The organism is Photobacterium profundum, assembly GCF_003026285.1.
GTDB lineage: Bacteria > Pseudomonadota > Gammaproteobacteria > Enterobacterales > Vibrionaceae > Photobacterium > Photobacterium profundum.
In genome coordinates, this window is sequence record NZ_PYOD01000017.1 from 1 (window position 1) to 22,469 (window position 22,469).

Genomic DNA, 22,469 nt, shown 5'->3' on the forward strand with positions numbered 1-22,469 from the left:
AGACACTGCGGAGTGGTAGTTCAGTTGGTTAGAATACCGGCCTGTCACGCCGGGGGTCGCGGGTTCGAGTCCCGTCCACTCCGCCATTATTGAAGAAGCCCTAATCGAAAGATTAGGGCTTTTTTTCATCTGTAATTAATGTTGCTTCTTTTATCTTTATGTATTTGTTACCAAACCACCGACGTTATACCATTTTAGCTAATTAACTGGTCAGGCTGATCCAGTTTCTCGTCCGCACCCTTGTTACTCTTTTCATATCACTTAAGAAAGCTATTCCAAGCATTGCAAACCTTATCAACAATCTCATTATAATTTCAAAAGCTTGATTTGTTAAATGGTGCTGACTCATCCAGCTCCAAACTTGTTCTATTGAATTCCGCTCTGGTGAATAGGGAGGGAGTTTTATGATACTGACATTAGGAAGGTTATATACAATGTCTTCGGTATACCATCCATTATCACAACGGCATACCTGCCTTTTTTGATACTTGCTGAAGACGTTGCTTCATCGTATCTTTATTGCTCCAAGGAGCAACGATTGCCTCTCCAATACTACGGCTAGGGCAAATAGCTCCAAAGATATACTTAAACTGCTGCTGTTTGATGACTCGCGGACGCGTTTCTGTCTTTGCCCTACCAGGGATCTTAAGGGTCGTAAAACTTTCTGGGTTTCATTAGAGTGCTTAGGGTGCTTTGAGCGAGAAGTTGCCCATGAGAGCTCATTTTTTGATCAATATGTAGATGTGGTCTGGATTGTATACTTTGCCAAATGTCTGAGTGATGTAGTTATGAAGATCATGACCTGTGAGTCTGCCATCATCAGGTTTAGCTGCGTTATCTTCATGTACTTGGCTAGTTGTTGCCTTTCTTGATGAAAGAGAAAGGAAGGGCGTCCAGTACGAGCCTTTTCCTTCAGCCCGTCGAGTTCATTTTAAAGAAAAACCTGAATCCATTTGTTTATACTGGTGCGACTAACCTTTAGATATTTAGCAATCTGAGTACGTGAATGACCATCTTTAAGGTGAGCAAGTGCCAAAAAGCGCATTTTCATCTGGATAGATGTTTGTTTGCTGGAAAGGGATTTAGCGTCGATATTATTTAGGCTATCCATGGTAATAACTCAGACAAAGTAGATAGCCTCAACTAGGTCATATTTTTAACTGGATGGTATAACACCAATTAAGATAAGCATAGTTGTGAATAGCCCTAGGAAGGCAGGAGTCGGTATATTATATATAGCCTGAAACGTTAATGAATCAGGCATTTATTCGGGCTAAATTATAAGTGTATTTGTAATTCATTAATATTTTGAATGATGGTAATGCCGGCCTGAGACATTTCTTTGTAAGCTAATTCTATTGTTTCTGTCGCGATTCCTCGACAAGCCTCTACGTTAACGATGACCTTGAATTGCTTACTTTTAACTAATTGCAGTGCAGTTGTCTTTACACAATAATCAGTAGCAAGGCCACCGACCAAAACAGTGCCTACTTCTTTCGCTATGAGCCATTCGATCAGCCCTGTACTAAGCTTCTCTGCTATGTCGTGATAACAGGCTCCGTATGGGTGCAAATCTGCTTCTATACCTTTCCATACAACGAAGTCATAATCAGTGACTGCTGGAAGCTCTGGGATAGTCTCAAAGCCTCTTGTGCCAGGTACTGCATGTGATACCCAAGTTAAGTCTGCATTCGGATGATCTAAAGGCTGTAACATTTGAGAATGATTATCTACAGTCCATATTGTCTTCGATTGGTGGGCATCTTTTGTGAGCACTCGAAAATTTGCTTTTTTTGCCTGTGCATTTAATGCTGGACCAATGATGTCACCCTCATTTACCGGAAGCTCATTTGGACAAAGTGGGGTAAATGCTTTTTGTGGATCAACATCAATGGCTGCAATAATCATTTGATACCTACAAGATTTGATTGAGAATATGATCAGCTTTAATACGACGAATTCGTTTAATTAGCTTTCTGACCGGAGCTGGGTAACTATCTATTTTTTCGATGAATTTATAGCTACCAACCAATTGGGTATGCTTAAGAATACAATCTAACTCTTTTTGTTTTTGGTCTGCCAATAACTGATTTTTATCATGAACTAAAATTGCATTCTCTAGGTCTAATTTCCATGCCCTTGGGTTTAAATTATTCCCCGTAATTAGCATGTAGCTCCTATCTACCCATATCCCTTTAAGGTGAAAGCTATTATCTTCGTGTTTCCATAGATGAATAGCGAGCTGTCTACGTGCTATTGCTGCTTCATTTTGTTTTGCAAAATTACGAAGGTTTACTTCATATAAATAAGGTAACCCTGCGATCGTTTTGAATGGCTCACTTGGTGGAATAAAGAAATCATTAGCTGTTTTGTCACCAATAACAATTGTAACTTTAACACCTCGTCGTATTGCGCGGCGAACTTCTCTACCAACAGTCCGAGGGAAATTGAAGTAGGGTGTACATATTATGAGTTCTTTTTGTGCACTAGCAATAAGAGTACAAATATGCTCGTTTAGTTTATTTTTACGTTTACCTAAGCCAAGTAAAGGAGTTAAACCGACTTGGTCTTCGCTAATTTCTTCAGCTTGATAATTGTAACTTGCACGTTGAAGTTGAGAACGAAGGTCTTTGATTGCACTTTTTAGAGATTTGGTATCAGGACGTATTTCTTGGTTTAAGCAATTGACTGCATCACTTTCTACTAATGTATTCGTGATAAAGCCCGCCATACTATCCGCAAGTTTTATATTGTGAATTACATGGTATCTGTCACAACGATAACGATCATGCTGCGCTAAATAGACATCGTTTAAACTAGCGCCACTATAGATAACTTTATTATCAACAATGAAACCTTTAAGGTGTAAAACGCCAAATACTTCACGGTTTCTAACTGGTACCCCTAGAACTTCAATTTGATATTGATACTTTTCAGCAAATTCACGGTAAAAAGCAGCATTGCCGTCAGATTGTGCGGCCCCAATTAGTCCTCGTTGTGCACGATGCCAATCAACCAGTACTTTGATATCTAGACTAGGATTGAGCTGTTTTGCTTCATATAGTGATGTCAGAATTGCTCTACCAGCTTCATCATCTTGCAAATATAAAGCAACTAGATAAATACGGTGCTTTGCCTGCATTATTTCAGTATGAAGGCGCTCTCTGAATGAACCAGCATCTAAAAGTGTTTCCAATTCTTCTGGCTTGTGAGCAATACATGGCAGCTGTTCAATACGCTGCCTATTTGTAATAGCTGAATCCATTATTGCCTCGTTTGCGCGACTTACGGTAGATAAACCTGTTAAATAAGAGCGGGATTATACCAGAAAATTTCTGATGTCAATGTACCCTATTGTTAGCTTATGTCACGAGTATATTAAAATGTGTCAAGTTAAGTGTTCATAACGCATCGCGACAAGGTCTTTCCCACTGCTAATATAACGTATTAATCGGTTAGACAGTATTTCAGGTAACTCGGTTTTGTCGACCAAATGGAAGTTGGCGTTTGAATAAAGTGGGATTAACTCACGAAATGCAAAACAGTAACAAGGCTTGCAATTTATTTGTATTTCCGTTGCCGCTAGCAAATCTTTAGCAACGCCTTGTTCACGAAACTCAGGATGAACAAGCATTCCTGTTAATAACTGAATGTTTTCAAATTGCTTAAACCTAACGACGCAAATTATACCTTTCTCATTATCTCCTACCCATATTGTTTCATCTTTTTTTGCTTTTCCTGCGGGGTAGTAGTTTTTATATAATCGGTTTACTAGTGGAAAACGAAGAGGTTCTAAATGGTGAAATCTAAGCTTAGTCATGGGAAAACACTGCGTAGTTAGTATGAATCGGGTAAAATATTGCGATGAGTATAAAAGGTATGGTTCGATATTAGCATGAGAATTTTACAAGAAACATCGTTGGCTGCTTTTCACACCTTTGGTATAGAGTCACAAGCTTATGCACTTATTGAGGCTGAGTCAGTTGACGATTTATTGTTGATTTGGCGTAATAAGCAATATCAGACATTGCCTAAATTAGTTTTAGGTAAGGGTAGTAACCTACTTTTTTGTGATGATTTTTCTGGTGTTGTTGTACTTAACCGTATTAAAGGAATAACGGTTAACGAGACTGCAGAGAGTTATTTATTACACGTAGGGGCAGGGGAAGACTGGCATAGCTTCGTTCAATGGACCATTGAACATAATATGCCAGGACTAGAAAACCTTGCCCTGATACCTGGTTGTGTTGGCTCCTCTCCGATTCAAAATATTGGTGCTTATGGCGTAGAGCTGCAAGATATTTGTCAATATGTCGATATTTTAAATATTGATTCTGGTGAAGTATCAAGGTTGAGTCGTAAAGAGTGTCAATTTGGTTATCGAGATTCAATTTTTAAGCATGAATTAAAAGAAACCCATATCATCGTTGCGGTCGGCTTTATTTTGAAAAAAGAATGGGAGCCTAAAACAACCTATGGTCCCTTAGCTGAGCTTAACAAGACAACGGTTGCTGCAATTGATGTTTTTAATGCCGTTTGTAGAATTAGACAGTCGAAATTACCCGATCCACAAGTGTTGGGGAATGCTGGGAGTTTTTTTAAAAACCCAGTGATAACGCAATCAATTAAAGATGCATTGTTGTATCAATACCCTCAAATGCCGAACTATAAAGTTTCAAACCTTGAATATAAATTAGCGGCTGGCTGGCTGATTGATCAGTGTGATTTGAAAGGTATGCAGATTGGTGGTGCAAAAGTGCATGAACAACAGGCTCTTGTGTTAGTAAATACGGGAAATGCTACCGCGAGAGATGTGTTGTTACTGGCTCAACACGTTGTTAACACAGTTAATGATAAATTTGGGGTGTTGCTCGAACATGAAGTGCGCTTTATGGGGGCGTCAAAAGAAACGACGTTGTCTGAGGTGTTAGCATGAAAGAACATGCCACGCGGTTAGCGTTAATTAAGCTATTGGCTGATGGACAATTTCATTCTGGAGAGGCTCTTGGTGAGTCTCTTGGTATTTCAAGATCTGCCATAAGTAAACATATCAAAGTGTTACAGCTTTGGGGGTTAGACCTGTTTCGTATTCAGGGGAAGGGGTATTGTATATCTACTCCGATAGAGTTACTGGATTGCGATAAGATTTTGTCTCAGGTAAAGTGTCCGCAGTTAGAGTTAATACCCATAATTGACTCGACTAATCAGTATTTACTAGATCGCTTTGGGCTTTTATCTAAAGGCACTGTTTGCTTGGCGGAATACCAGCAGGCAGGCAGGGGGCGTCGTGGACGGCAATGGCTGTCACCGTTTGGTAGCAACCTTTATTTATCTATGTATTGGCGCCTAGATGCTGGTATGGCGGCTGCAATGGGGTTGAGCCTCGTTGTTGGTGTCGCTATTGCTGAAACATTGCAATCACTTGGTGCTGATGAAGTTAGAGTGAAATGGCCTAATGATCTTTATTACAGAGATAAAAAGCTGGCAGGGATCTTAGTTGAGATGACTGGTCAGGCTGGCGATGCTGCTCACCTTGTTATAGGTATGGGGTTGAATATCAATATGCCGGATACGGAAGGGAGTAGTATTGGACAGGCTTGGACAAATCTGTCGCAAGCTTGCGATAAACTGCCAGAGCGAAACCATCTAGCTGCTGAACTTATTGATAGTTTGCAAAAAACATTAATAACTTATGAACAAGTAGGATTAGATGGCTTTGTTGAACGTTGGAATAAAATAGATAACTTTTTGAATCGCCCTGTTAAATTATTAATTGGTCAACGTGTAGTCGAAGGGATTGCTCGCGGAATTGATAAGCAGGGTGCCTTATTACTTGAAACCGAATCAGGGATTGAACCTTATATCGGTGGTGAAATCAGCCTTAGAGGTTGTTGATGCAATTATTGATTGAAGCCGGCAATACCTACGTTAAAGTTGCCCAATTATTTGAATCTGGAAAGTTTGAACTGTTAGGACGCTATCCTAGCCGTAAATTAGAAATGGTACTTGAACCACTGCTAGAGAAAGGAATTCATCGAATAGTGTTTGCTAGTGTTGGACCTGTTGAGGTTGATAATTCAATTCAGCGTATTGCTCAGATGGCCAATATTCCAGTTATGCAAGTGAAAACCTTACGGAAAGATTTTGGCGTTAAAAATGCGTATTCTGAATACCAATACCTTGGTGTTGATCGATGGTTAACATTAGTGGCTATTCGACAAGAATTTAAAAAACCAACAGTGATTGTTGATATTGGTACGGCTTTAACGTTCGATGTGTTAACTGAAGATGGTAAACATTTAGGTGGTTGGATCGCGCCTGGTTACCAACTTATGATGCAGTCAGTATTAGAAAATACTTGTAAAGTTTTTTCTGATCGTGAACACGGCGAGTGCATTACCTTTTCTGATAATACTGCTGATGGTTTAAAAAATGGCTGTCGTGCGGCATTGATTGGTTTAATTGAATATGGTTTTAAGCAAGCAAAAGATAAATTGGGTGAAGAGCCTCAAGTGATTTTGTGTGGTGGCGGAGTGCGTCATCTCCCTGTTCAATGGTCAAGGCATTATCAGCATCGTTCAGAGTTAGTGCTGGAAGGTTTAGCCTTGTATGCGAAATGCCGTTAGCTTATAGAAAGAAAGCTGTTAGCAAAAAAATCAAAAAATAGCTTTAAAGGTATTGCAAGGCTATAGATCATTCACTAAAATGCGCAGCACTAAAGCCGACTTAGCTCAGTAGGTAGAGCAACTGACTTGTAATCAGTAGGTCACCAGTTCGACTCCGGTAGTCGGCACCAGTATTTTAGTTATACCCCTGGAGGGGTTCCCGAGTGGCCAAAGGGATCAGATTGTAAATCTGACGGCTCTGCCTTCGAAGGTTCGAATCCTTCCCCCTCCACCATTTTCAAGTAGTTTGACCGCTCTTCGAGTGATGAGTTTTGCGTGCATCGTATAATGGCTATTACCTCAGCCTTCCAAGCTGATGATGCGGGTTCGATTCCCGCTGCACGCTCCATACTTCTTGTGCGCTGATATAGCTCAGTTGGTAGAGCGCACCCTTGGTAAGGGTGAGGTCGGCGGTTCGACTCCGCCTATTAGCACCACTCTCTCCAAGTCGCTCTCAAATCATTTGATATATACTCTACAAACCTATGTTTGGTTGTGTGGTCGTAATGCCACCTAATGCCGTGTCTAGAGGGACTATCCATGTCTAAAGAAAAATTTGAACGTCTAAAACCGCATGTTAACGTTGGTACAATCGGCCACGTCGATCACGGTAAAACAACTCTAACTGCTGCTATCTGTACTACACTTGCAAAAGTATACGGTGGTGATGCAAAAGACTTCGCTTCTATCGATAACGCTCCAGAAGAGCGCGAGCGCGGTATCACAATTTCTACTTCTCACGTAGAATACGATACTCCTTCTCGTCACTATGCACACGTTGATTGTCCTGGACACGCCGATTATGTTAAAAACATGATCACTGGTGCTGCTCAAATGGATGGTGGTATCCTAGTTGTTGCTGCAACTGATGGTCCTATGCCACAAACACGTGAGCACATCCTTCTTGGTCGTCAGGTTGGTATTCCTTACATCATCGTATTCATGAACAAATGTGACATGGTTGATGATGAAGAGTTACTAGAACTAGTAGAAATGGAAGTTCGTGAACTTCTTTCTGAATACGATTTCCCAGGCGATGATTGCCCAGTAATCATGGGTTCTGCACTTGGCGCACTTAACGGTGAAGCTCAGTGGGAAGAGAAAATCGTTGAACTAGCTGAAGCTCTAGATAACTACATCCCAGAGCCAGAGCGTGCAATCGATCTTCCATTCATCCTTCCAATCGAAGATGTTTTCTCAATTCAAGGCCGTGGTACTGTTGTAACTGGTCGTGTTGAGCAAGGTATCGTACGTGTTGGTGAAGAAGTTGCTATCATCGGTATCAAAGAGACTATCACTACTACATGTACTGGTGTTGAAATGTTCCGTAAGCTTCTTGACGAAGGCCGTGCTGGTGAGAACGTTGGTGTTCTTCTTCGTGGTACTAAGCGTGATGAAGTTGAGCGTGGTCAAGTTCTTGCTAAGCCAGGTTCAATCACTCCGCACACTACTTTTGAGTCAGAAATTTATGTTCTGTCTAAAGATGAAGGTGGTCGTCATACTCCTTTCTTTAAAGGTTACCGCCCACAGTTCTACTTCCGTACGACTGATGTAACGGGTACTATCGAATTGCCAGAAGGCGTTGAGATGGTAATGCCTGGCGATAACATTCAGATGAAAGTTACGCTAATCGCGCCTATCGCGATGGACGAAGGTCTGCGCTTTGCGATCCGTGAAGGTGGTCGTACAGTTGGTGCAGGTGTTGTTGCTAAGATCTTTGAATAAGATTTGACGACACGGTACCAAAAAGGGCATCATTTGATGCCCTTTTTCTGCGCTTAAATTTTGATGAGCATATTTTTTGGTCATAATGCGTAGAATAAATGTTCGTAGTAATGAAGTTTTTATCAATGTCATTAAAGGCTTAGTCCTTTCCTTCATTTAGGACCTCGCAATAGCGGGGTTGTTTTCGTCTATATTGAGACTAGTTACAGGTTGGTTGTATGAAAGCGAATGCCGAAAACCAAAACAGCCCTAGCAGTATGGATGGCCTTAAATGGGTCACTGTATTTGCTTTGTTAGCTGCCGCTGTGGTTGGTAATTACCTGTACAGTGATGTTTCTGTAGTATTGCGTGCTGCATCAGTAGTGATTCTTGTCGCTGCTGCTGGTGGTATCGCCATATTTACAGCGAAAGGTAAAACCGCGATTACGTTTGCTCGTGAATCGCGCATGGAAGTCCGCAAAGTGGTATGGCCAACTCGGCAGGAAGCTACGCAGACAACCTTTATTGTTTTAGCCGTCACTGTTGTTATGGCTTTAGCCCTGTGGGGCATCGACGGCATTATGGTCCGTTTAGTCCGCCTAGTTACCGGTGTATGAGGTAAGAGTTCATGAGCGAAGCTCCAAAAAAACGATGGTATGTAGTGCAAGCTTTCTCTGGTTTTGAAGGCCGAGTAGCACAATCACTACGCGAGCACATCAAAATGCATAGTATGGAAGACTATTTTGACGAGGTACTAGTACCAACCGAGGAAGTGGTTGAAATGCGTGCTGGCCAGCGTAGGAAGAGTGAGCGTAAGTTCTTCCCTGGCTATGTGCTTGTACAAATGGTGATGAATGATGAAACATGGCACCTAGTACGTAGTATTCCTCGTGTAATGGGGTTCATTGGCGGTACATCTGACCGTCCTGCTCCTATCTCTGATAAAGAGGCGGATGCGATTCTTAATCGTCTTCAGCAGGCGAGTGAGTCTCCAGTCCATAAAACAGTCTTCGAACCAGGTGAAGTGGTTCGTGTTACTGATGGCCCATTTGCAGACTTCAACGGTGTTGTTGAGCATGTCGATTATGATAAGAGCCGTGTTAAGGTTTCTGTTTCTATTTTCGGTCGTGCAACGCCTGTTGAATTGGAATTTGGTCAAGTAGAAAAGAACTGATCGTTTTATAATCAGTTTTGATTGTCATGGGCATGAGATTAGACTATAATTTCGCGCCCTTTCGTTAGACGGGGAGTCTATTTCTTGAAAATAGACGTTTGAACCCAAATTTAGGTATATAGCAATGGCTAAAAAAGTAGAAGCATACATCAAGCTGCAAGTTGCAGCTGGTGCAGCAAACCCAAGTCCACCAGTTGGTCCTGCTCTAGGTCAACACGGTGTTAACATCATGGAATTCTGTAAAGCGTTTAACGCACGTACAGATTCTGTTGAGAAGGGTCTTCCGACTCCTGTAGTTATCACAGTTTACAGTGACCGTTCTTTCACGTTCATCACTAAGACTCCACCTGCTGCAGTTCTTCTTAAGAAAGCTGCTGGCGTTAAGTCTGGTTCTGGCCGTCCTAACACTGAGAAAGTTGGTACTATTACTGACGCTCAGGTTCAGGAAATTGCTGAAACTAAAGCAGCTGATATGACTGGTGCTGACATCGAAGCTATGAAGCGTTCGATTGCTGGTACTGCTCGTTCAATGGGCCTAGTGGTAGAGGGTTAAGAAAATGGCTAAAATTACTAAGCGCATGCGCGTAATTCGTGACAAAGTTGATGCGACTAAATCTTACGACATCAACGAAGCTGTTGCTCTTCTTAAAGAACTAGCTACTGCTAAATTTGTAGAAAGCGTTGACGTTGCTGTTAACCTTGGCATTGATGCACGTAAATCAGATCAAAACGTTCGTGGCGCTACAGTGCTACCACACGGTACTGGTCGTGAAATCCGTGTTGCTGTGTTCACTCAAGGTGCTAACGCAGAAGCTGCTAAAGAAGCTGGCGCTGACCTAATCGGTATGGACGACCTTGCTGATCAAGTTAAGAAAGGTATCATGGACTTTGACGTTGTTATCGCATCTCCTGATGCAATGCGCGTTGTTGGTCAACTAGGTACTATCCTTGGTCCTCGCGGTCTTATGCCAAACCCTAAGGTTGGTACTGTAACTCCTAACGTTGCTCAAGCAGTTAAAAATGCTAAAGCTGGTCAGGTTCGTTACCGTAACGACAAAAACGGCATCATCCACACTACTATCGGTAAAGTGGACTTTGATGCTGCTCAACTAAAAGAGAACTTAGAATCTCTTCTAGTTGCTCTGAAGAAAGCTAAACCTTCTTCAGCTAAAGGTGTTTTCATCAAGAAAGTAAGCATCTCTACCACTATGGGTGCAGGTGTTTCGTTAGACCAGAATACTCTGGAAACGAGCCTTTAAAACTGATTTGCAGAACTGCCAGGTTAGTGTATAATTTGGCGTTCACAAATTCATGGCTGAGGTTGATTACTCGTTAATTAGCCTTCGTCAAAGACCGTAGGTGTTTTTCGAAACTTAATCTTTACCTACGTAGACGGTGCCAGAACATGATTGATTTTATCTATCTTGGATCTGCGCCGTAAGTCTCTCCTGTCATACTGACAGTGAGTGGTGTAATGACTGGGGCAACCCAGCAAAAAAAATCCAGGAGCTATATCCAATGGCATTAAATCTTCAAGACAAAAAAGCAATTGTTGCTGAAGTCAACGAAGCTGCCAATGGTGCCCTGTCTGCAGTTGTTGCTGACTCTCGTGGTGTTGCAGTTGGTGCGATGACTTCTCTTCGTAAACAAGCTCGTGAAAACGGCGTTTACCTGAAAGTTGTTCGTAACACACTAGCACGCCGCGCAGTTGAAGGTACTGATTTTGAATGTCTAAAAGACGTTTTTGTTGGTCCTTCACTAATCGGTTTCTCTAATGAGCACCCAGGTGCTGCAGCGCGTCTTTTTAAAGATTTCGCTAAAGAGAATAAAGATTTCGAGTTCAAAGCAGCCGCATTCGAAGGCGCTGTTGTTGACGCAGAAGTTCTTGCGACACTACCAACTTACGACGAAGCTATTGCACGCCTAATGATGTGCATGAAAGAAGCTTCAGCTGGCAAGCTGGTACGTACTATCGCAGCTGTACGCGATCAGAAAGAAGAAGCAGCGGCTTAATTGTCCTTGTTTTATCTGAACGCTATATTAAATTAATTGTTGATTTCAAAGAGAATTGTTATGTCTATCACAAACGAGCAAATCCTAGACGCAGTTGCAGAAATGTCTGTAATGCAAGTTGTTGAGCTTATCGAAGCTATGGAAGAAAAATTCGGTGTTACTGCTGCTGCTGCAGTAGTTGCTGGCGGTGCTTCTGCTGAAGCTGCTGAAGAGCAAACTGAGTTTGACGTTATCCTAACAGCTGTTGGCGCACAGAAAGTACAAGTTATCAAAGCTGTACGTGGCGCAACTGGTCTTGGCCTTAAAGAAGCTAAAGCAGTAGTTGACGGCGCTCCAGCACCTCTTAAAGAAGGTGTTGACAAAGCTGAAGCTGAAGCTCTTAAAGCTCAGCTAGAAGAAGTTGGCGCTTCTGTTGAAATTAAGTAATTATTACTTAGTTTCTTAGCCTGAAAAGGCTAATGGCTGGAGGCTGAATTGCCTCCGGCCTTTTTGCGCTGTAGGATAATGGTAATTTTCACATTGTTTTGTAACCATTATTCGTGCAAAAAAACAGTTTTTGATTCTTCAAGGCTGTTCCTACAATAAACAGTGTTATTAGTCACTGTCCCTTAGTTGGACAGTTTGGATCACTTATCAGCGATCTGAGGAACCTATGGTTTACTCTTATACCGAGAAAAAGCGTATCCGTAAGGATTTTGGTAAGCGTCCGCGCGTTTTGGATGCTCCATACTTGCTGTCGATCCAGCTTGATTCTTTTCAAAAGTTCATCGAGCAGGATCCAGAAGGGCATTACGGTCTAGAAGCTGCCTTTCGTTCTGTTTTTCCAATTCAGAGCTATAATGGCAATTCCGAGCTGCAATACGTTAGCTATCGTCTCGGTGAGCCGGTCTTCGATGTTAAAGAATGTCAAATTCGTGGCGTAACTTACTCCGCACCGTTACGTGTGAAGCTACGTCTTGTCATGTATGACAAAGACGCACCTGCAGGCACCGTAAAAGACATTAAAGAACAAGAAGTATACATGGGCGAAATTCCGCTCATGACAAATAACGGTACTTTCGTTATTAACGGTACCGAGAGAGTTATCGTATCCCAGCTGCACCGTAGCCCGGGTGTCTTCTTCGACAGCGATAAGGGTAAGACCCACTCCTCAGGTAAAGTGCTTTATAATGCACGCGTAATCCCATACCGTGGTTCATGGTTGGATTTCGAATTTGATCCTAAGGATAACGTATTCGTACGTATCGACCGTCGTCGTAAGCTAGCAGCTTCTGTAATTTTACGCGCACTTGATTACACCACAGAACAAATCCTTGATATGTTCTTCGATAAAGTTTCTTTCGAAGTTCAAGGTAAGTCATTAGTCATGGAGCTAGTGCCTGAACGTCTACGTGGTGAAACTGCAAGCTTTGATATCGAAGCTAACGGTAAAGTGTACGTTGAACAAGGTCGTCGTATCACTGCTCGTCATATTCGCCAATTAGGCAAAGACGGCGTTGATCAAATTGAAGTACCTGTTGAATACATCGTGGGTAAGATCTCTTCACGTGATTACGTGAATGAAGAAACCGGCGAGCTAATTGCAGCTGCTAACCAGGAATTAAGCCTGGAAACATTAGCATTGCTTTCTCAGGCTGGTCACAAGTCTATTGAAGTTCTATTTACGAACGATTTAGATTATGGCCCATACATGTCTGAGACATTACGTGTTGATAGCACAACAGACCGTCTAAGTGCGTTAGTAGAAATCTACCGCATGATGCGTCCTGGTGAGCCACCTACACGTGAAGCAGCTGAACAACTGTTTAATAGCTTATTCTTCTCTGAAGATCGCTATGACTTATCAGCTGTTGGCCGTATGAAGTTTAACAGCTCTCTTCTTCGTGAAGAAACAACTGGTTCAGGCATCCTTGATCACAGCGATATTATCGAAGTGATGAAGAAGCTTATCGAGATCCGTAACGGCCGTGGTGAAGTTGATGATATCGACCACCTTGGTAACCGTCGTATCCGTTCAGTTGGTGAGATGGCTGAAAACCAGTTCCGTGTTGGTCTAGTTCGTGTTGAGCGTGCTGTTAAAGAGCGTCTAAGTTTAGGCGATCTTGATGCAATCATGCCTCAAGACCTGATCAATGCTAAGCCAATTTCTGCTGCAGTTAAGGAGTTCTTCGGTTCTTCTCAATTGTCTCAGTTTATGGACCAGAACAACCCACTATCAGAAGTTACTCACAAACGTCGTATTTCGGCGCTTGGTCCAGGTGGTCTGACTCGTGAACGTGCTGGCTTTGAAGTTCGAGATGTACACGCGACTCACTACGGTCGTCTATGTCCTATCGAAACGCCAGAAGGTCCAAACATCGGTCTAATCAACTCGCTATCTGTATATGCGCGTTGTAACTCTTACGGTTTCTTGGAAACTCCATACCGTAAAGTAGTTGATGGTAAAGTTACCGACCAAATCGATTACCTGTCTGCTATCGAAGAAGGCCAGTATGTTATCGCTCAGGCGAATGCTGCGCTAGAAACTGATGGTAGCTTTAGCGATGAACTAATCACTGCTCGCCAGAAAGGCGATTCAGGTTTGCACCCACGCGATCATGTTCAATACATGGACGTTGCAACCAACCAGGTTGTATCTGTGGCGGCATCCCTAATCCCGTTCCTAGAACACGATGATGCTAACCGTGCACTTATGGGTGCAAACATGCAACGTCAGGCTGTTCCAACATTACGTGCTGATAAGCCGTTAGTTGGTACAGGTATTGAACGTTCTGTAGCGGTTGACTCCGGCGTAACTGCTGTAGCTAAGCGTGGCGGTCAAGTTCAGTCTGTAGATGCTTCTCGTATCGTTGTTAAAGTTAACGAAGACGAGCTAGTACCAGGCGAAGCTGGTATCGATATTTATAACCTAACTAAGTACACCCGTTCTAACCAGAATACTTGTATTAACCAGCGTCCAACAGTGATGCCAGGTGAGCCAGTATCTCGTGGTGACGTGCTTGCAGATGGTCCTTCGACCGATCTGGGTGAACTTGCTCTTGGCCAGAACATTCGTATCGCGTTCATGCCTTGGAATGGTTATAACTTTGAGGATTCCATCTTAGTTTCTGAGCGTGTTGTACAGCAAGATCGCTTGACAACAATCCACATTCAAGAGCTTTCTTGTGTGGCGCGTGACACGAAACTAGGTTCTGAAGAAATCACTGCTGATATCCCGAATGTGGGTGAAGCTGCGCTTTCTAAGCTGGATGAATCAGGTATCGTTTACATCGGCGCTGAAGTTAAAGGTGGCGACATTCTGGTAGGTAAAGTGACACCTAAGGGTGAAACTCAGCTTACTCCAGAAGAAAAACTGCTACGTGCAATCTTCGGTGAAAAAGCATCTGACGTTAAAGATTCGTCTTTACGTGTACCAAACAGCGTGTCTGGTACGATCATCGATGTTCAAGTATTTACTCGCGATGGCGTAGAAAAAGATAAGCGTGCTCTTGAAATTGAAGAGATGCAGCTTAAAGAAGCGAAGAAAGATATCACAGAAGAATTCCAGATCCTTGAGGGTGGTCTTCTTGCTCGTGTTCGTACGCTTCTTCTTTCTATCGGCTACAGTGAAGAGAAAATTGCTTCAATGGACCGCGAGCGTCTATTCGCACTTACGCTTGATGATGAGTCACTACAGAATCAACTAGAACAACTAGCTGAACAGTATGACGAATTAAAAGCTGAGTTCGATAAGAAGTTTGAAACTAAGCGTCGTAAAATTACTCAGGGTGATGATTTAGCGCCTGGTGTCCTTAAGATTGTTAAGGTTTACCTAGCTGTTAAACGTCGCATTCAACCTGGTGATAAGATGGCGGGTCGTCATGGTAACAAGGGTGTAATCTCTAAGATTTGTCCTGTTGAAGACATGCCATACGATGAAAAAGGTCAGACTGTTGAAATCGTACTGAACCCATTGGGTGTACCATCTCGTATGAACATCGGCCAGATTCTGGAGACTCACATGGGTCTTGCAGCGAAAGGTATCGGTGACAAGCTTAACGAGATGTTGAAGCAACAGCAGGAGTTACATAAGTTCCGTAACTTCCTACAGAAAGTTTACGATCTAGGTGATACTCGCCAGACTGTAGATATTGCTGCTTTATCTGATGCTCAAGTACATACGTTGATCCAGAACCTGCGTGACGGTCTACCGATTGCGACTCCAGTATTTGATGGTGCTCCAGAAGCATCTATTAAAGAGCTGTTGAAGCTTGGTGACTTGCCAGAGTCTGGTCAGCTGAAGATGTTTGACGGTCGTACCGGTGATATGTTTGAGCGTCCTGTAACCGTTGGTTACATGTACATGCTGAAACTGAACCACTTGGTTGATGACAAGATGCACGCCCGTTCTACCGGTTCTTACAGCCTTGTTACTCAGCAGCCGCTGGGTGGTAAAGCTCAGTTCGGTGGTCAGCGTTTCGGTGAGATGGAAGTGTGGGCACTAGAAGCATACGGTGCTGCATATACTCTTCAAGAAATGCTAACTGTTAAGTCAGATGACGTTAACGGCCGTACGAAGATGTATAAAAACATCGTCGACGGAGATCATCGTATGGAACCTGGTATGCCGGAATCGTTCAACGTATTGTTGAAAGAAATCCGCTCGTTGGGTATCAACATCGAGCTGGAAGACGAATAAAATTTGGCTATGCCAATTTTATTAGTTACTCCGGTATGAATATGAAGGCGCCAGCAGACTGGCGCCTTTATGGGTCAACTCCTCACAGGGGCCGAATGTGAAAGACTTACTTAAGTTTCTGAAAGCGCAACATAAGACTGAAGAATTTGATGCTATCAAAATCGGTCTTGCTTCACCTGACATGATTCGTTCATGGTCTTTTGGTGAAGTTAAAAAGCCAGAAACCATCAACTACCGTACCTTTAAGCCTGAACGTGACGGTCTTTTCTGTGCACGTATTTTTGGCCCGGTAAAAGACTACGAATGTCTTTGTGGCAAATACAAGCGCCTAAAGCACCGTGGTGTTATTTGTGAAAAATGTGGTGTTGAAGTTACTCAGACTAAAGTACGCCGTGAGCGTATGGGTCACATTGAGCTTGCTTCACCCGTTGCACACATCTGGTTCTTAAAATCATTGCCATCTCGTATCGGTTTGTTAATGGACATGCCTCTACGTGATATCGAGCGTGTACTTTACTTCGAATCTTACGTAGTAATTGAACCAGGCATGACCAATCTTGAGCGTAGCCAGCTGCTTTCAGAAGAGCAGTACTTGGATGCACTTGAAGAATGGGGCGACGAATTTGACGCTAAGATGGGCGCAGAAGCGGTTAAAGCACTATTGGCCAATATGGACCTAAATGCTGAAATCGATCTTATGCGTGAAGAATTAGAAGAAACTAATTCTGAAACTAAGCGTAAAAAACTAACCAAGCGTCTTAAGCTTGTAGAAGCATTCTTACTTTCAGGAAACAACCCAGAGTGGATGATCCTGTCTGTACTACCAGTTCTACCGCCGGATCTACGTCCGTTGGTACCGCTAGATGGTGGTCGTTTCGCTACTTCAGATCTGAATGATCTGTACCGTCGCGTAATTAACCGTAACAACCGTCTTAAGCGTCTATTAGACCTGGCTGCTCCTGATATTATCGTACGTAACGAAAAACGTATGCTTCAGGAATCTGTTGATGCATTACTTGATAATGGTCGTCGTGGCCGCGCTATCACTGGCTCTAACAAGCGTCCTCTGAAATCTTTGGCTGATATGATCAAAGGTAAGCAGGGTCGTTTCCGTCAGAACCTTCTTGGTAAGCGTGTTGACTACTCTGGTCGTTCTGTTATCACCGTAGGTCCATACCTACGTTTGCATCAGTGTGGTCTTCCTAAGAAGATGGCACTAGAGCTATTTAAACCATTTATCTACGGTAAGCTAGAAGCTCGTGGTCTTGCGACTACGATCAAAGCTGCTAAGAAGATGGTTGAGCGTGAAGAAGCTGTTGTTTGGGATATTCTAGACGAAGTTATTCGCGAACACCCAGTAATGCTAAACCGTGCACCAACATTGCACCGTTTGGGTATTCAGGCATTTGAACCAGTACTAATCGAAGGTAAAGCTATTCAGCTTCACCCACTAGTGTGTGCGGCATATAACGCCGACTTCGATGGTGACCAGATGGCGGTACACGTACCTCTAACTCTGGAAGCACAGCTTGAAGCTCGTGCACTAATGATGTCTACCAATAACATCCTATCTCCAGCGTCCGGTGATCCAATCATCGTACCTTCGCAGGATGTTGTATTGGGTCTTTACTACATGACGCGTGAGAAAATCAACGCGAAGGGTGAAGGCATGTACCTAGCTGGACCTGCAGAAGCAGAGAAAGCTTACCGTACTAAGAATGCAGAGCTACATGCTCGCGTTAAAGTTCGTATTACTGAGCACGCTTATGATGAGCAAGGCAACTTGTCTTCAGAAACCGCGCTAGTAGATACAACTGTTGGTCGTGCAATTTTATGGCAGATCGTTCCTAAAGGTCTTCCGTACAGCCTTGTAAACACTGAAGCACTAGGTAAGAAGCAAATCTCGACCCTATTGAACACGTGTTACCGTAAATTGGGCATGAAAGAGACAGTAGTCTTTGCTGACCAAATTATGTACACAGGTTTTGCGTACGCAGCACTTTCTGGTGTTTCTGTTGGTATCGACGACATGTTGATTCCTGACGCTAAGTACACCAAGATTGCAGAAGCGGAAGCAGAAGTTGCAGAAATTCAAGAGCAGTTCCAATCTGGTCTTGTAACTGCCGGCGAACGTTACAACAAAGTTATCGATATCTGGGCAACTGCCAATGAGCAAGTTGCTAAAGCGATGATGGATAACTTGTCTTTCGATACTGTTATTAACCGTGACGGTAAAGAAGAGCAGCAGAAATCGTTTAACAGCGTTTACATGATGGCCGATTCTGGTGCTCGTGGTTCTGCAGCGCAGATTCGTCAGCTAGCAGGTATGCGTGGTTTGATGGCTAAGCCAGATGGCTCAATCATCGAAACACCGATCACAGCGAACTTCCGTGAAGGTCTGAACGTACTACAGTACTTCATCTCTACTCACGGTGCTCGTAAGGGTCTTGCGGATACGGCACTTAAGACAGCTAACTCCGGTTACCTAACTCGTCGTCTAGTAGATGTTGCACAAGATGTTGTAATCACTGCAGATGATTGTGGTACGCACGCTGGTATCACCATGACTCCTCTTATCGAGGGTGGTGATGTTAAAGAGCAACTTGGTGATCGAGTTCTTGGTCGTGTTGTTGCTGAAGATGTGTTTAAACCTGGTACTGATGAAGTTCTTGCTCCACGTAACACGCTTCTTGATGAGAAGTGGTGTGACTTGTTGGAAGATAACTCTGTTGACCAAGTTAAAGTACGTTCAGTAGTAACGTGTGAGAATGACTTCGGTTGTTGTAAGTTCTGTTACGGTCGCGATCTAGCACGTGGTCACTTGATTAATACTGGTGAAGCAGTTGGTGTTGTCGCTGCCCAGTCAATCGGTGAACCAGGTACACAGCTAACGATGCGTACGTTCCACATCGGTGGTGCGGCATCTCGTGCAGCAGCAGAAAATAACATCCAGGTTAAGAGCACTGGTTCAATGCGTCTGCACAATGCGAAGTTCGTTACTAACAGCGAAAGCAAGCTAGTAATTACTTCTCGTGCGTCAGTAATGACAATCATTGATGAATTCGGTCGTACTAAAGAAAGCTACAAGCTTCCTTACGGTTCGATTTTGAGCAAAGGCGACGGTGATTCAGTAGTACAGGGTGATACTGTAGCTAACTGGGACCCGCACACAATGCCAATCATCACTGAAGTGGCTGGTCGTGTTCAGTTCGTTGACTTTATCGATGGTGTAACTGTTTCTCGTCAAACTGATGAGCTAACAGGCCTATCTTCAATCGTTATTCTAGACGCTGCAGAGCGTACTAGTGCCGGTAAAGATATGCGTCCAACGGTTAAGCTAGTTGACGACAAAGGTAACGATGTAATGATCCCTGGTACTGATATGCCAGCTCAATACTTCTTACCTGGTAAAGCGATTGTTCAACTTGAAGATAGTGCTCTAGTTGGCATCGGTGACATCTTATCGCGTATTCCTCAGGAATCAGGCGGTACTCGAGATATCACGGGTGGTCTACCACGAGTTGCTGACTTGTTCGAAGCACGTAAACCTAAAGAGCCTGCAATCCTAGCGGAAATAACAGGTGCTGTTTCTTTCGGTAAAGAAACTAAAGGTAAGCGTCGTTTGATCATCACTCCAAGTGAAGGTCAACCATACGAAGAGATGATCCACAAGTGGCGTCAGCTTAACGTATTCGAAGGCGAAAAAGTTGAATGTGGCGATGTAATCGCAGATGGTCCAGAAGCTCCACACGATATCTTGCGTCTTCGTGGTGTCCACGCAGTTGCTGAGTACATCGTAAACGAGGTTCAGGAAGTATACCGTCTACAAGGCGTTAAGATTAATGATAAGCACATTGAGACTATCATTCGTCAGATGCTACGTAAGGTTACTATCGTTAAGGCTGGTGGTTCAGAATTCCTACCTGGCGAACAGGTTGAGTTCTCTCGTGTGAATATTGCGAACCGTCAACTAGAAGCTGATGGTAAAGACATCGTAACATTCAGCCGTGACCTATTGGGTATCACAAAAGCATCGCTTGCAACTGAGTCGTTTATCTCTGCAGCGTCGTTCCAGGAAACAACTCGCGTACTTACAGAAGCAGCTGTTTCTGGTAAGCGTGATGAGTTACGTGGTCTGAAAGAAAACGTAATCGTTGGTCGTCTAATTCCAGCGGGTACAGGTTTCTCTTACCACCAGCGTCGTCAGAATGAGCGTAATGCTGAGCTAGAGCCAGTAGCACCTCAGGTTGATGCTGAACAAGCATCTCAAGACCTAGCTGCACTACTTAACGCAGGCCTAAGCGACGATTAATCATTGTTGTTTAGTGTTAGCGAAAAAAGGCATCCTTCGGGGTGCCTTTTTTTTGTTATTTGGCAAATAATAGGCAACTATTACTCATTGTGATCGTGTAAATAGTTTGGTTGGTGGAATTGATAGTGAGCAGCATTATTACTTGAGGCGTAAAGAGGTAAACATGAATGTTTCAGTGCTTTGAGGGGGGAAGGGCTTATGGGGGGAGGTAATACTAAGAAACAGCGTATAAGCTGCTCCTTAGTTTTTAGCTGTTAGATCAGGTTTGATTAAGCGCCTGGTGGGCACGCTAAGCTTTCGCTAATTAATTCAATCAGGTTATCTTCAAGACCAAATCGCAATTCTAGCAATTCACCAATTGAAGATAGGTCTTTGTCTAAATCTATCAGCGTATTTTCTTCTGCGATATCACTATAACGATCTGTGAAATTAAGAATAGGATCGGTTGTTTGAGTGATGCTCGCGTAAAGCAGTGAAATGTCTTCTGTCGGTGAATATCCTGCCGTATTCCACTTTTCCATGACCATATCGTAGATTTTGAAATGACCTGCTGAAATATAATCGACAACTTGTTGGCAAAAGAGTTGTAACTGTGAAGAGGTAGGTAATTGGCGTGTATTGCTTTCGAAGGGTGGGAGACCGGCCAATTTACAGTAGTCGATCAGTAATTGCTGCCGGGACACCAGCCAGTGATCGATAACATCACTTGTACCGCCCCACTGTTGTTGAACTTGCTCAAATTTACTTAACATGATCATACCCTCATGATCTATTTGCACTATGACGATATTGGTTAAAAATAGGTATTATAAAATACGTATTTCAAAACAAAGGCGACTCAGTACAATTACTGATGAATCTCTTTAAAAAGAGAGCCTTTTTATACGGACTTAAAATCCGTTATGTAGTTAGATTGCCAGTAAAACCGATACCCTGCAAGGATGGATGTAATATTGATGTTAAATAAACGAGAATTAGCGTATTGGTGTGTGGTAAATGATCGCAAATTATATCTATTAGATAATGCGATTCCACTATTGGAAAAGTCAGAATTAACATTTAATACTGACTCAGCACGAGTAATTGGTGAATATTTAGATCACCCAGTTTACTGGCTAGAAGCCAATAATTGTTCGCATAGTGATGATTTTTATACGCAAAGAGAATTATTAGGTATCGATCAGACGTTGTTTGATTTAGCCGGAAGGGCAACTCAGCTTTCTCATATGTTGCATACACAAAACTTTTGTTCTGTTTGTGGTGGAGCGGCGGTATTGGCGGGCGATCAATTTGCAATGGTATGCCAACAATGTAGTAATGCGCAGTACCCTCGAGTATCGCCTTGTATCATTGTGGCTGTGCGAAAAAACGATCAAATATTATTGGCACAGCACCCTCGGCATAAATCAGGAATATATACGGTCATTGCCGGTTTTGTTGAGGCTGGTGAAACATTAGAACAATGTGTTGCGCGGGAAGTTGAAGAAGAGACTGGCATTCAGGTGCACAATATTCGCTATTTTTCGAGTCAGCCTTGGGCATTTCCTTCTAACATTATGATGGCGTTTTTAGCTGATTATGAAAGCGGTGAGCTAAAACCTGATTATGAAGAATTGAGTGATGCGATTTGGGCGAAGGCGACTGAGCTACCTGCAATCGCTCCTAAAGGCACGATTGCACGAGTGCTTATCGATGAGACACTTGATCTAATAAAAGGCACTAAACATATATAAGAACCGTTAAAACAAAGGATTCGGTTCGATGAGTGGAATTCACTATGCATTAATTATAACTATTCACGAGTCGACTTTGTTTTAAACTTCATACTGAGTCGAAAATAGTGTTTCAAATTTGTTGTAATAAACATGATCGGCTTAACAATCAGGCTCTTTTGTTGTAGTCGATGAGTGATACAATACGCCC

19 protein-coding genes and 5 tRNA genes are annotated in these 22,469 nt (G+C 42.9%); 18 read left to right on the forward strand and 6 right to left on the reverse strand.

Going from position 1 to position 22,469, the window contains the following annotated elements; translation table 11 throughout:
- Positions 1 to 9: 9 nt before the first annotated feature.
- Positions 10 to 86 (forward strand) — tRNA-Asp (locus C9J48_RS23115).
- A 116-nt stretch (positions 87 to 202) separates the two neighbouring features.
- Here C9J48_RS23115 and C9J48_RS28435 read toward each other — a convergent pair.
- The 5 genes from C9J48_RS28435 to C9J48_RS23140 all read right to left on the reverse strand — a co-directional run bounded on the left by C9J48_RS28435 (position 203) and on the right by C9J48_RS23140 (position 3,820).
- Positions 203 to 436: a transposase gene (locus C9J48_RS28435; RefSeq protein WP_081450132.1), complete on the reverse strand. Its 234-nt coding sequence runs from the start codon at positions 434 to 436 to the stop codon at positions 203 to 205.
- Between the two features lie 495 nt (positions 437 to 931).
- Entirely contained in the window at positions 932 to 1,111 is a 180-nt protein-coding gene (locus C9J48_RS28380; RefSeq protein WP_107281263.1) for a helix-turn-helix domain-containing protein, read from the reverse strand.
- Positions 1,112 to 1,278: 167 nt separating this feature from the next.
- Positions 1,279 to 1,908, reverse strand: coding sequence for an isochorismatase family protein (locus tag C9J48_RS23130; protein ID WP_006233494.1), 630 nt, complete (start codon positions 1,906 to 1,908; stop codon positions 1,279 to 1,281).
- 7 nt (positions 1,909 to 1,915) lie between these two features.
- Positions 1,916 to 3,265 carry a CDP-diacylglycerol--serine O-phosphatidyltransferase gene (gene pssA, locus C9J48_RS23135; RefSeq protein WP_006233495.1) on the reverse strand — a complete coding sequence of 450 codons (1,350 nt, stop codon included), beginning with the start codon at positions 3,263 to 3,265 and terminating at the stop codon, positions 1,916 to 1,918.
- Between the two features lie 123 nt (positions 3,266 to 3,388).
- Positions 3,389 to 3,820 carry a GNAT family N-acetyltransferase gene (locus C9J48_RS23140; protein WP_006233496.1) on the reverse strand — a complete coding sequence of 144 codons (432 nt, stop codon included), beginning with the start codon at positions 3,818 to 3,820 and terminating at the stop codon, positions 3,389 to 3,391.
- A gap of 75 nt (positions 3,821 to 3,895) precedes the next feature.
- On the opposite strand from C9J48_RS23140, the gene murB reads away from it, so the two are divergent.
- The 16 genes from murB (at position 3,896) to rpoC (ending at position 20,546) form a co-directional block, all read left to right on the forward strand.
- The gene (gene murB, locus C9J48_RS23145; protein WP_006233497.1) at positions 3,896 to 4,936 is read left to right on the forward strand and encodes a UDP-N-acetylmuramate dehydrogenase; all 1,041 of its coding nucleotides are present in this window, start codon (positions 3,896 to 3,898) and stop codon (positions 4,934 to 4,936) included.
- Positions 4,933 to 5,895 carry a bifunctional biotin--[acetyl-CoA-carboxylase] ligase/biotin operon repressor BirA gene (gene birA, locus C9J48_RS23150; protein ID WP_006233498.1) on the forward strand — a complete coding sequence of 321 codons (963 nt, stop codon included), beginning with the start codon at positions 4,933 to 4,935 and terminating at the stop codon, positions 5,893 to 5,895. The genes murB and birA overlap by 4 nt, the downstream gene beginning before the upstream one ends.
- Positions 5,895 to 6,626 carry a type III pantothenate kinase gene (locus C9J48_RS23155; RefSeq protein ID WP_006233500.1) on the forward strand — a complete coding sequence of 244 codons (732 nt, stop codon included), beginning with the start codon at positions 5,895 to 5,897 and terminating at the stop codon, positions 6,624 to 6,626. The genes birA and C9J48_RS23155 overlap by 1 nt, the downstream gene beginning before the upstream one ends.
- A 94-nt stretch (positions 6,627 to 6,720) precedes the next feature.
- A tRNA-Thr gene (locus C9J48_RS23160) sits at positions 6,721 to 6,796 on the forward strand.
- Between the two features lie 19 nt (positions 6,797 to 6,815).
- Positions 6,816 to 6,900, forward strand: a tRNA-Tyr gene (locus C9J48_RS23165).
- A 39-nt stretch (positions 6,901 to 6,939) separates the two neighbouring features.
- A tRNA-Gly gene (locus C9J48_RS23170) sits at positions 6,940 to 7,014 on the forward strand.
- Between the two features lie 12 nt (positions 7,015 to 7,026).
- Positions 7,027 to 7,102 (forward strand) — tRNA-Thr (locus C9J48_RS23175).
- Between the two features lie 103 nt (positions 7,103 to 7,205).
- On the forward strand, positions 7,206 to 8,390 hold the full coding sequence (gene tuf / locus C9J48_RS23180) for an elongation factor Tu (protein WP_107281264.1): 1,185 nt from the start codon (positions 7,206 to 7,208) through the stop codon (positions 8,388 to 8,390).
- A 218-nt stretch (positions 8,391 to 8,608) separates the two neighbouring features.
- On the forward strand, positions 8,609 to 8,986 hold the full coding sequence (gene secE, locus C9J48_RS23185) for a preprotein translocase subunit SecE (protein ID WP_107256594.1): 378 nt from the start codon (positions 8,609 to 8,611) through the stop codon (positions 8,984 to 8,986).
- 11 nt (positions 8,987 to 8,997) lie between these two features.
- Entirely contained in the window at positions 8,998 to 9,543 is a 546-nt protein-coding gene (gene nusG / locus C9J48_RS23190; protein WP_107256592.1) for a transcription termination/antitermination protein NusG, read from the forward strand.
- Between the two features lie 124 nt (positions 9,544 to 9,667).
- Positions 9,668 to 10,096, forward strand: coding sequence for a 50S ribosomal protein L11 (gene rplK, locus C9J48_RS23195; protein ID WP_107244645.1), 429 nt, complete (start codon positions 9,668 to 9,670; stop codon positions 10,094 to 10,096).
- 4 nt (positions 10,097 to 10,100) lie between these two features.
- A complete protein-coding gene (rplA, locus tag C9J48_RS23200) occupies positions 10,101 to 10,802 on the forward strand; it encodes a 50S ribosomal protein L1 (RefSeq protein ID WP_107281265.1) in 702 nt (233 codons plus the stop codon).
- Positions 10,803 to 11,061: 259 nt separating this feature from the next.
- On the forward strand, positions 11,062 to 11,556 hold the full coding sequence (gene rplJ / locus C9J48_RS23205; protein WP_006233765.1) for a 50S ribosomal protein L10: 495 nt from the start codon (positions 11,062 to 11,064) through the stop codon (positions 11,554 to 11,556).
- 60 nt (positions 11,557 to 11,616) lie between these two features.
- Positions 11,617 to 11,982: a 50S ribosomal protein L7/L12 gene (rplL, locus tag C9J48_RS23210; protein WP_006233764.1), complete on the forward strand. Its 366-nt coding sequence runs from the start codon at positions 11,617 to 11,619 to the stop codon at positions 11,980 to 11,982.
- Positions 11,983 to 12,208: 226 nt separating this feature from the next.
- Entirely contained in the window at positions 12,209 to 16,234 is a 4,026-nt protein-coding gene (gene rpoB, locus C9J48_RS23215) for a DNA-directed RNA polymerase subunit beta (RefSeq protein WP_006233763.1), read from the forward strand.
- A gap of 97 nt (positions 16,235 to 16,331) precedes the next feature.
- Entirely contained in the window at positions 16,332 to 20,546 is a 4,215-nt protein-coding gene (gene rpoC, locus C9J48_RS23220) for a DNA-directed RNA polymerase subunit beta' (RefSeq protein WP_006233762.1), read from the forward strand.
- Positions 20,547 to 20,815: 269 nt separating this feature from the next.
- On the opposite strand, the gene C9J48_RS23225 is transcribed toward rpoC, so the two are convergent.
- Positions 20,816 to 21,298, reverse strand: coding sequence for an Rsd/AlgQ family anti-sigma factor (locus tag C9J48_RS23225; protein ID WP_006233761.1), 483 nt, complete (start codon positions 21,296 to 21,298; stop codon positions 20,816 to 20,818).
- A 204-nt stretch (positions 21,299 to 21,502) separates the two neighbouring features.
- Between C9J48_RS23225 and nudC the strand changes: the two genes are divergently transcribed.
- A complete protein-coding gene (gene nudC, locus C9J48_RS23230) occupies positions 21,503 to 22,279 on the forward strand; it encodes an NAD(+) diphosphatase (RefSeq protein WP_006233760.1) in 777 nt (258 codons plus the stop codon).
- Positions 22,280 to 22,469 lie beyond the last annotated feature (190 nt).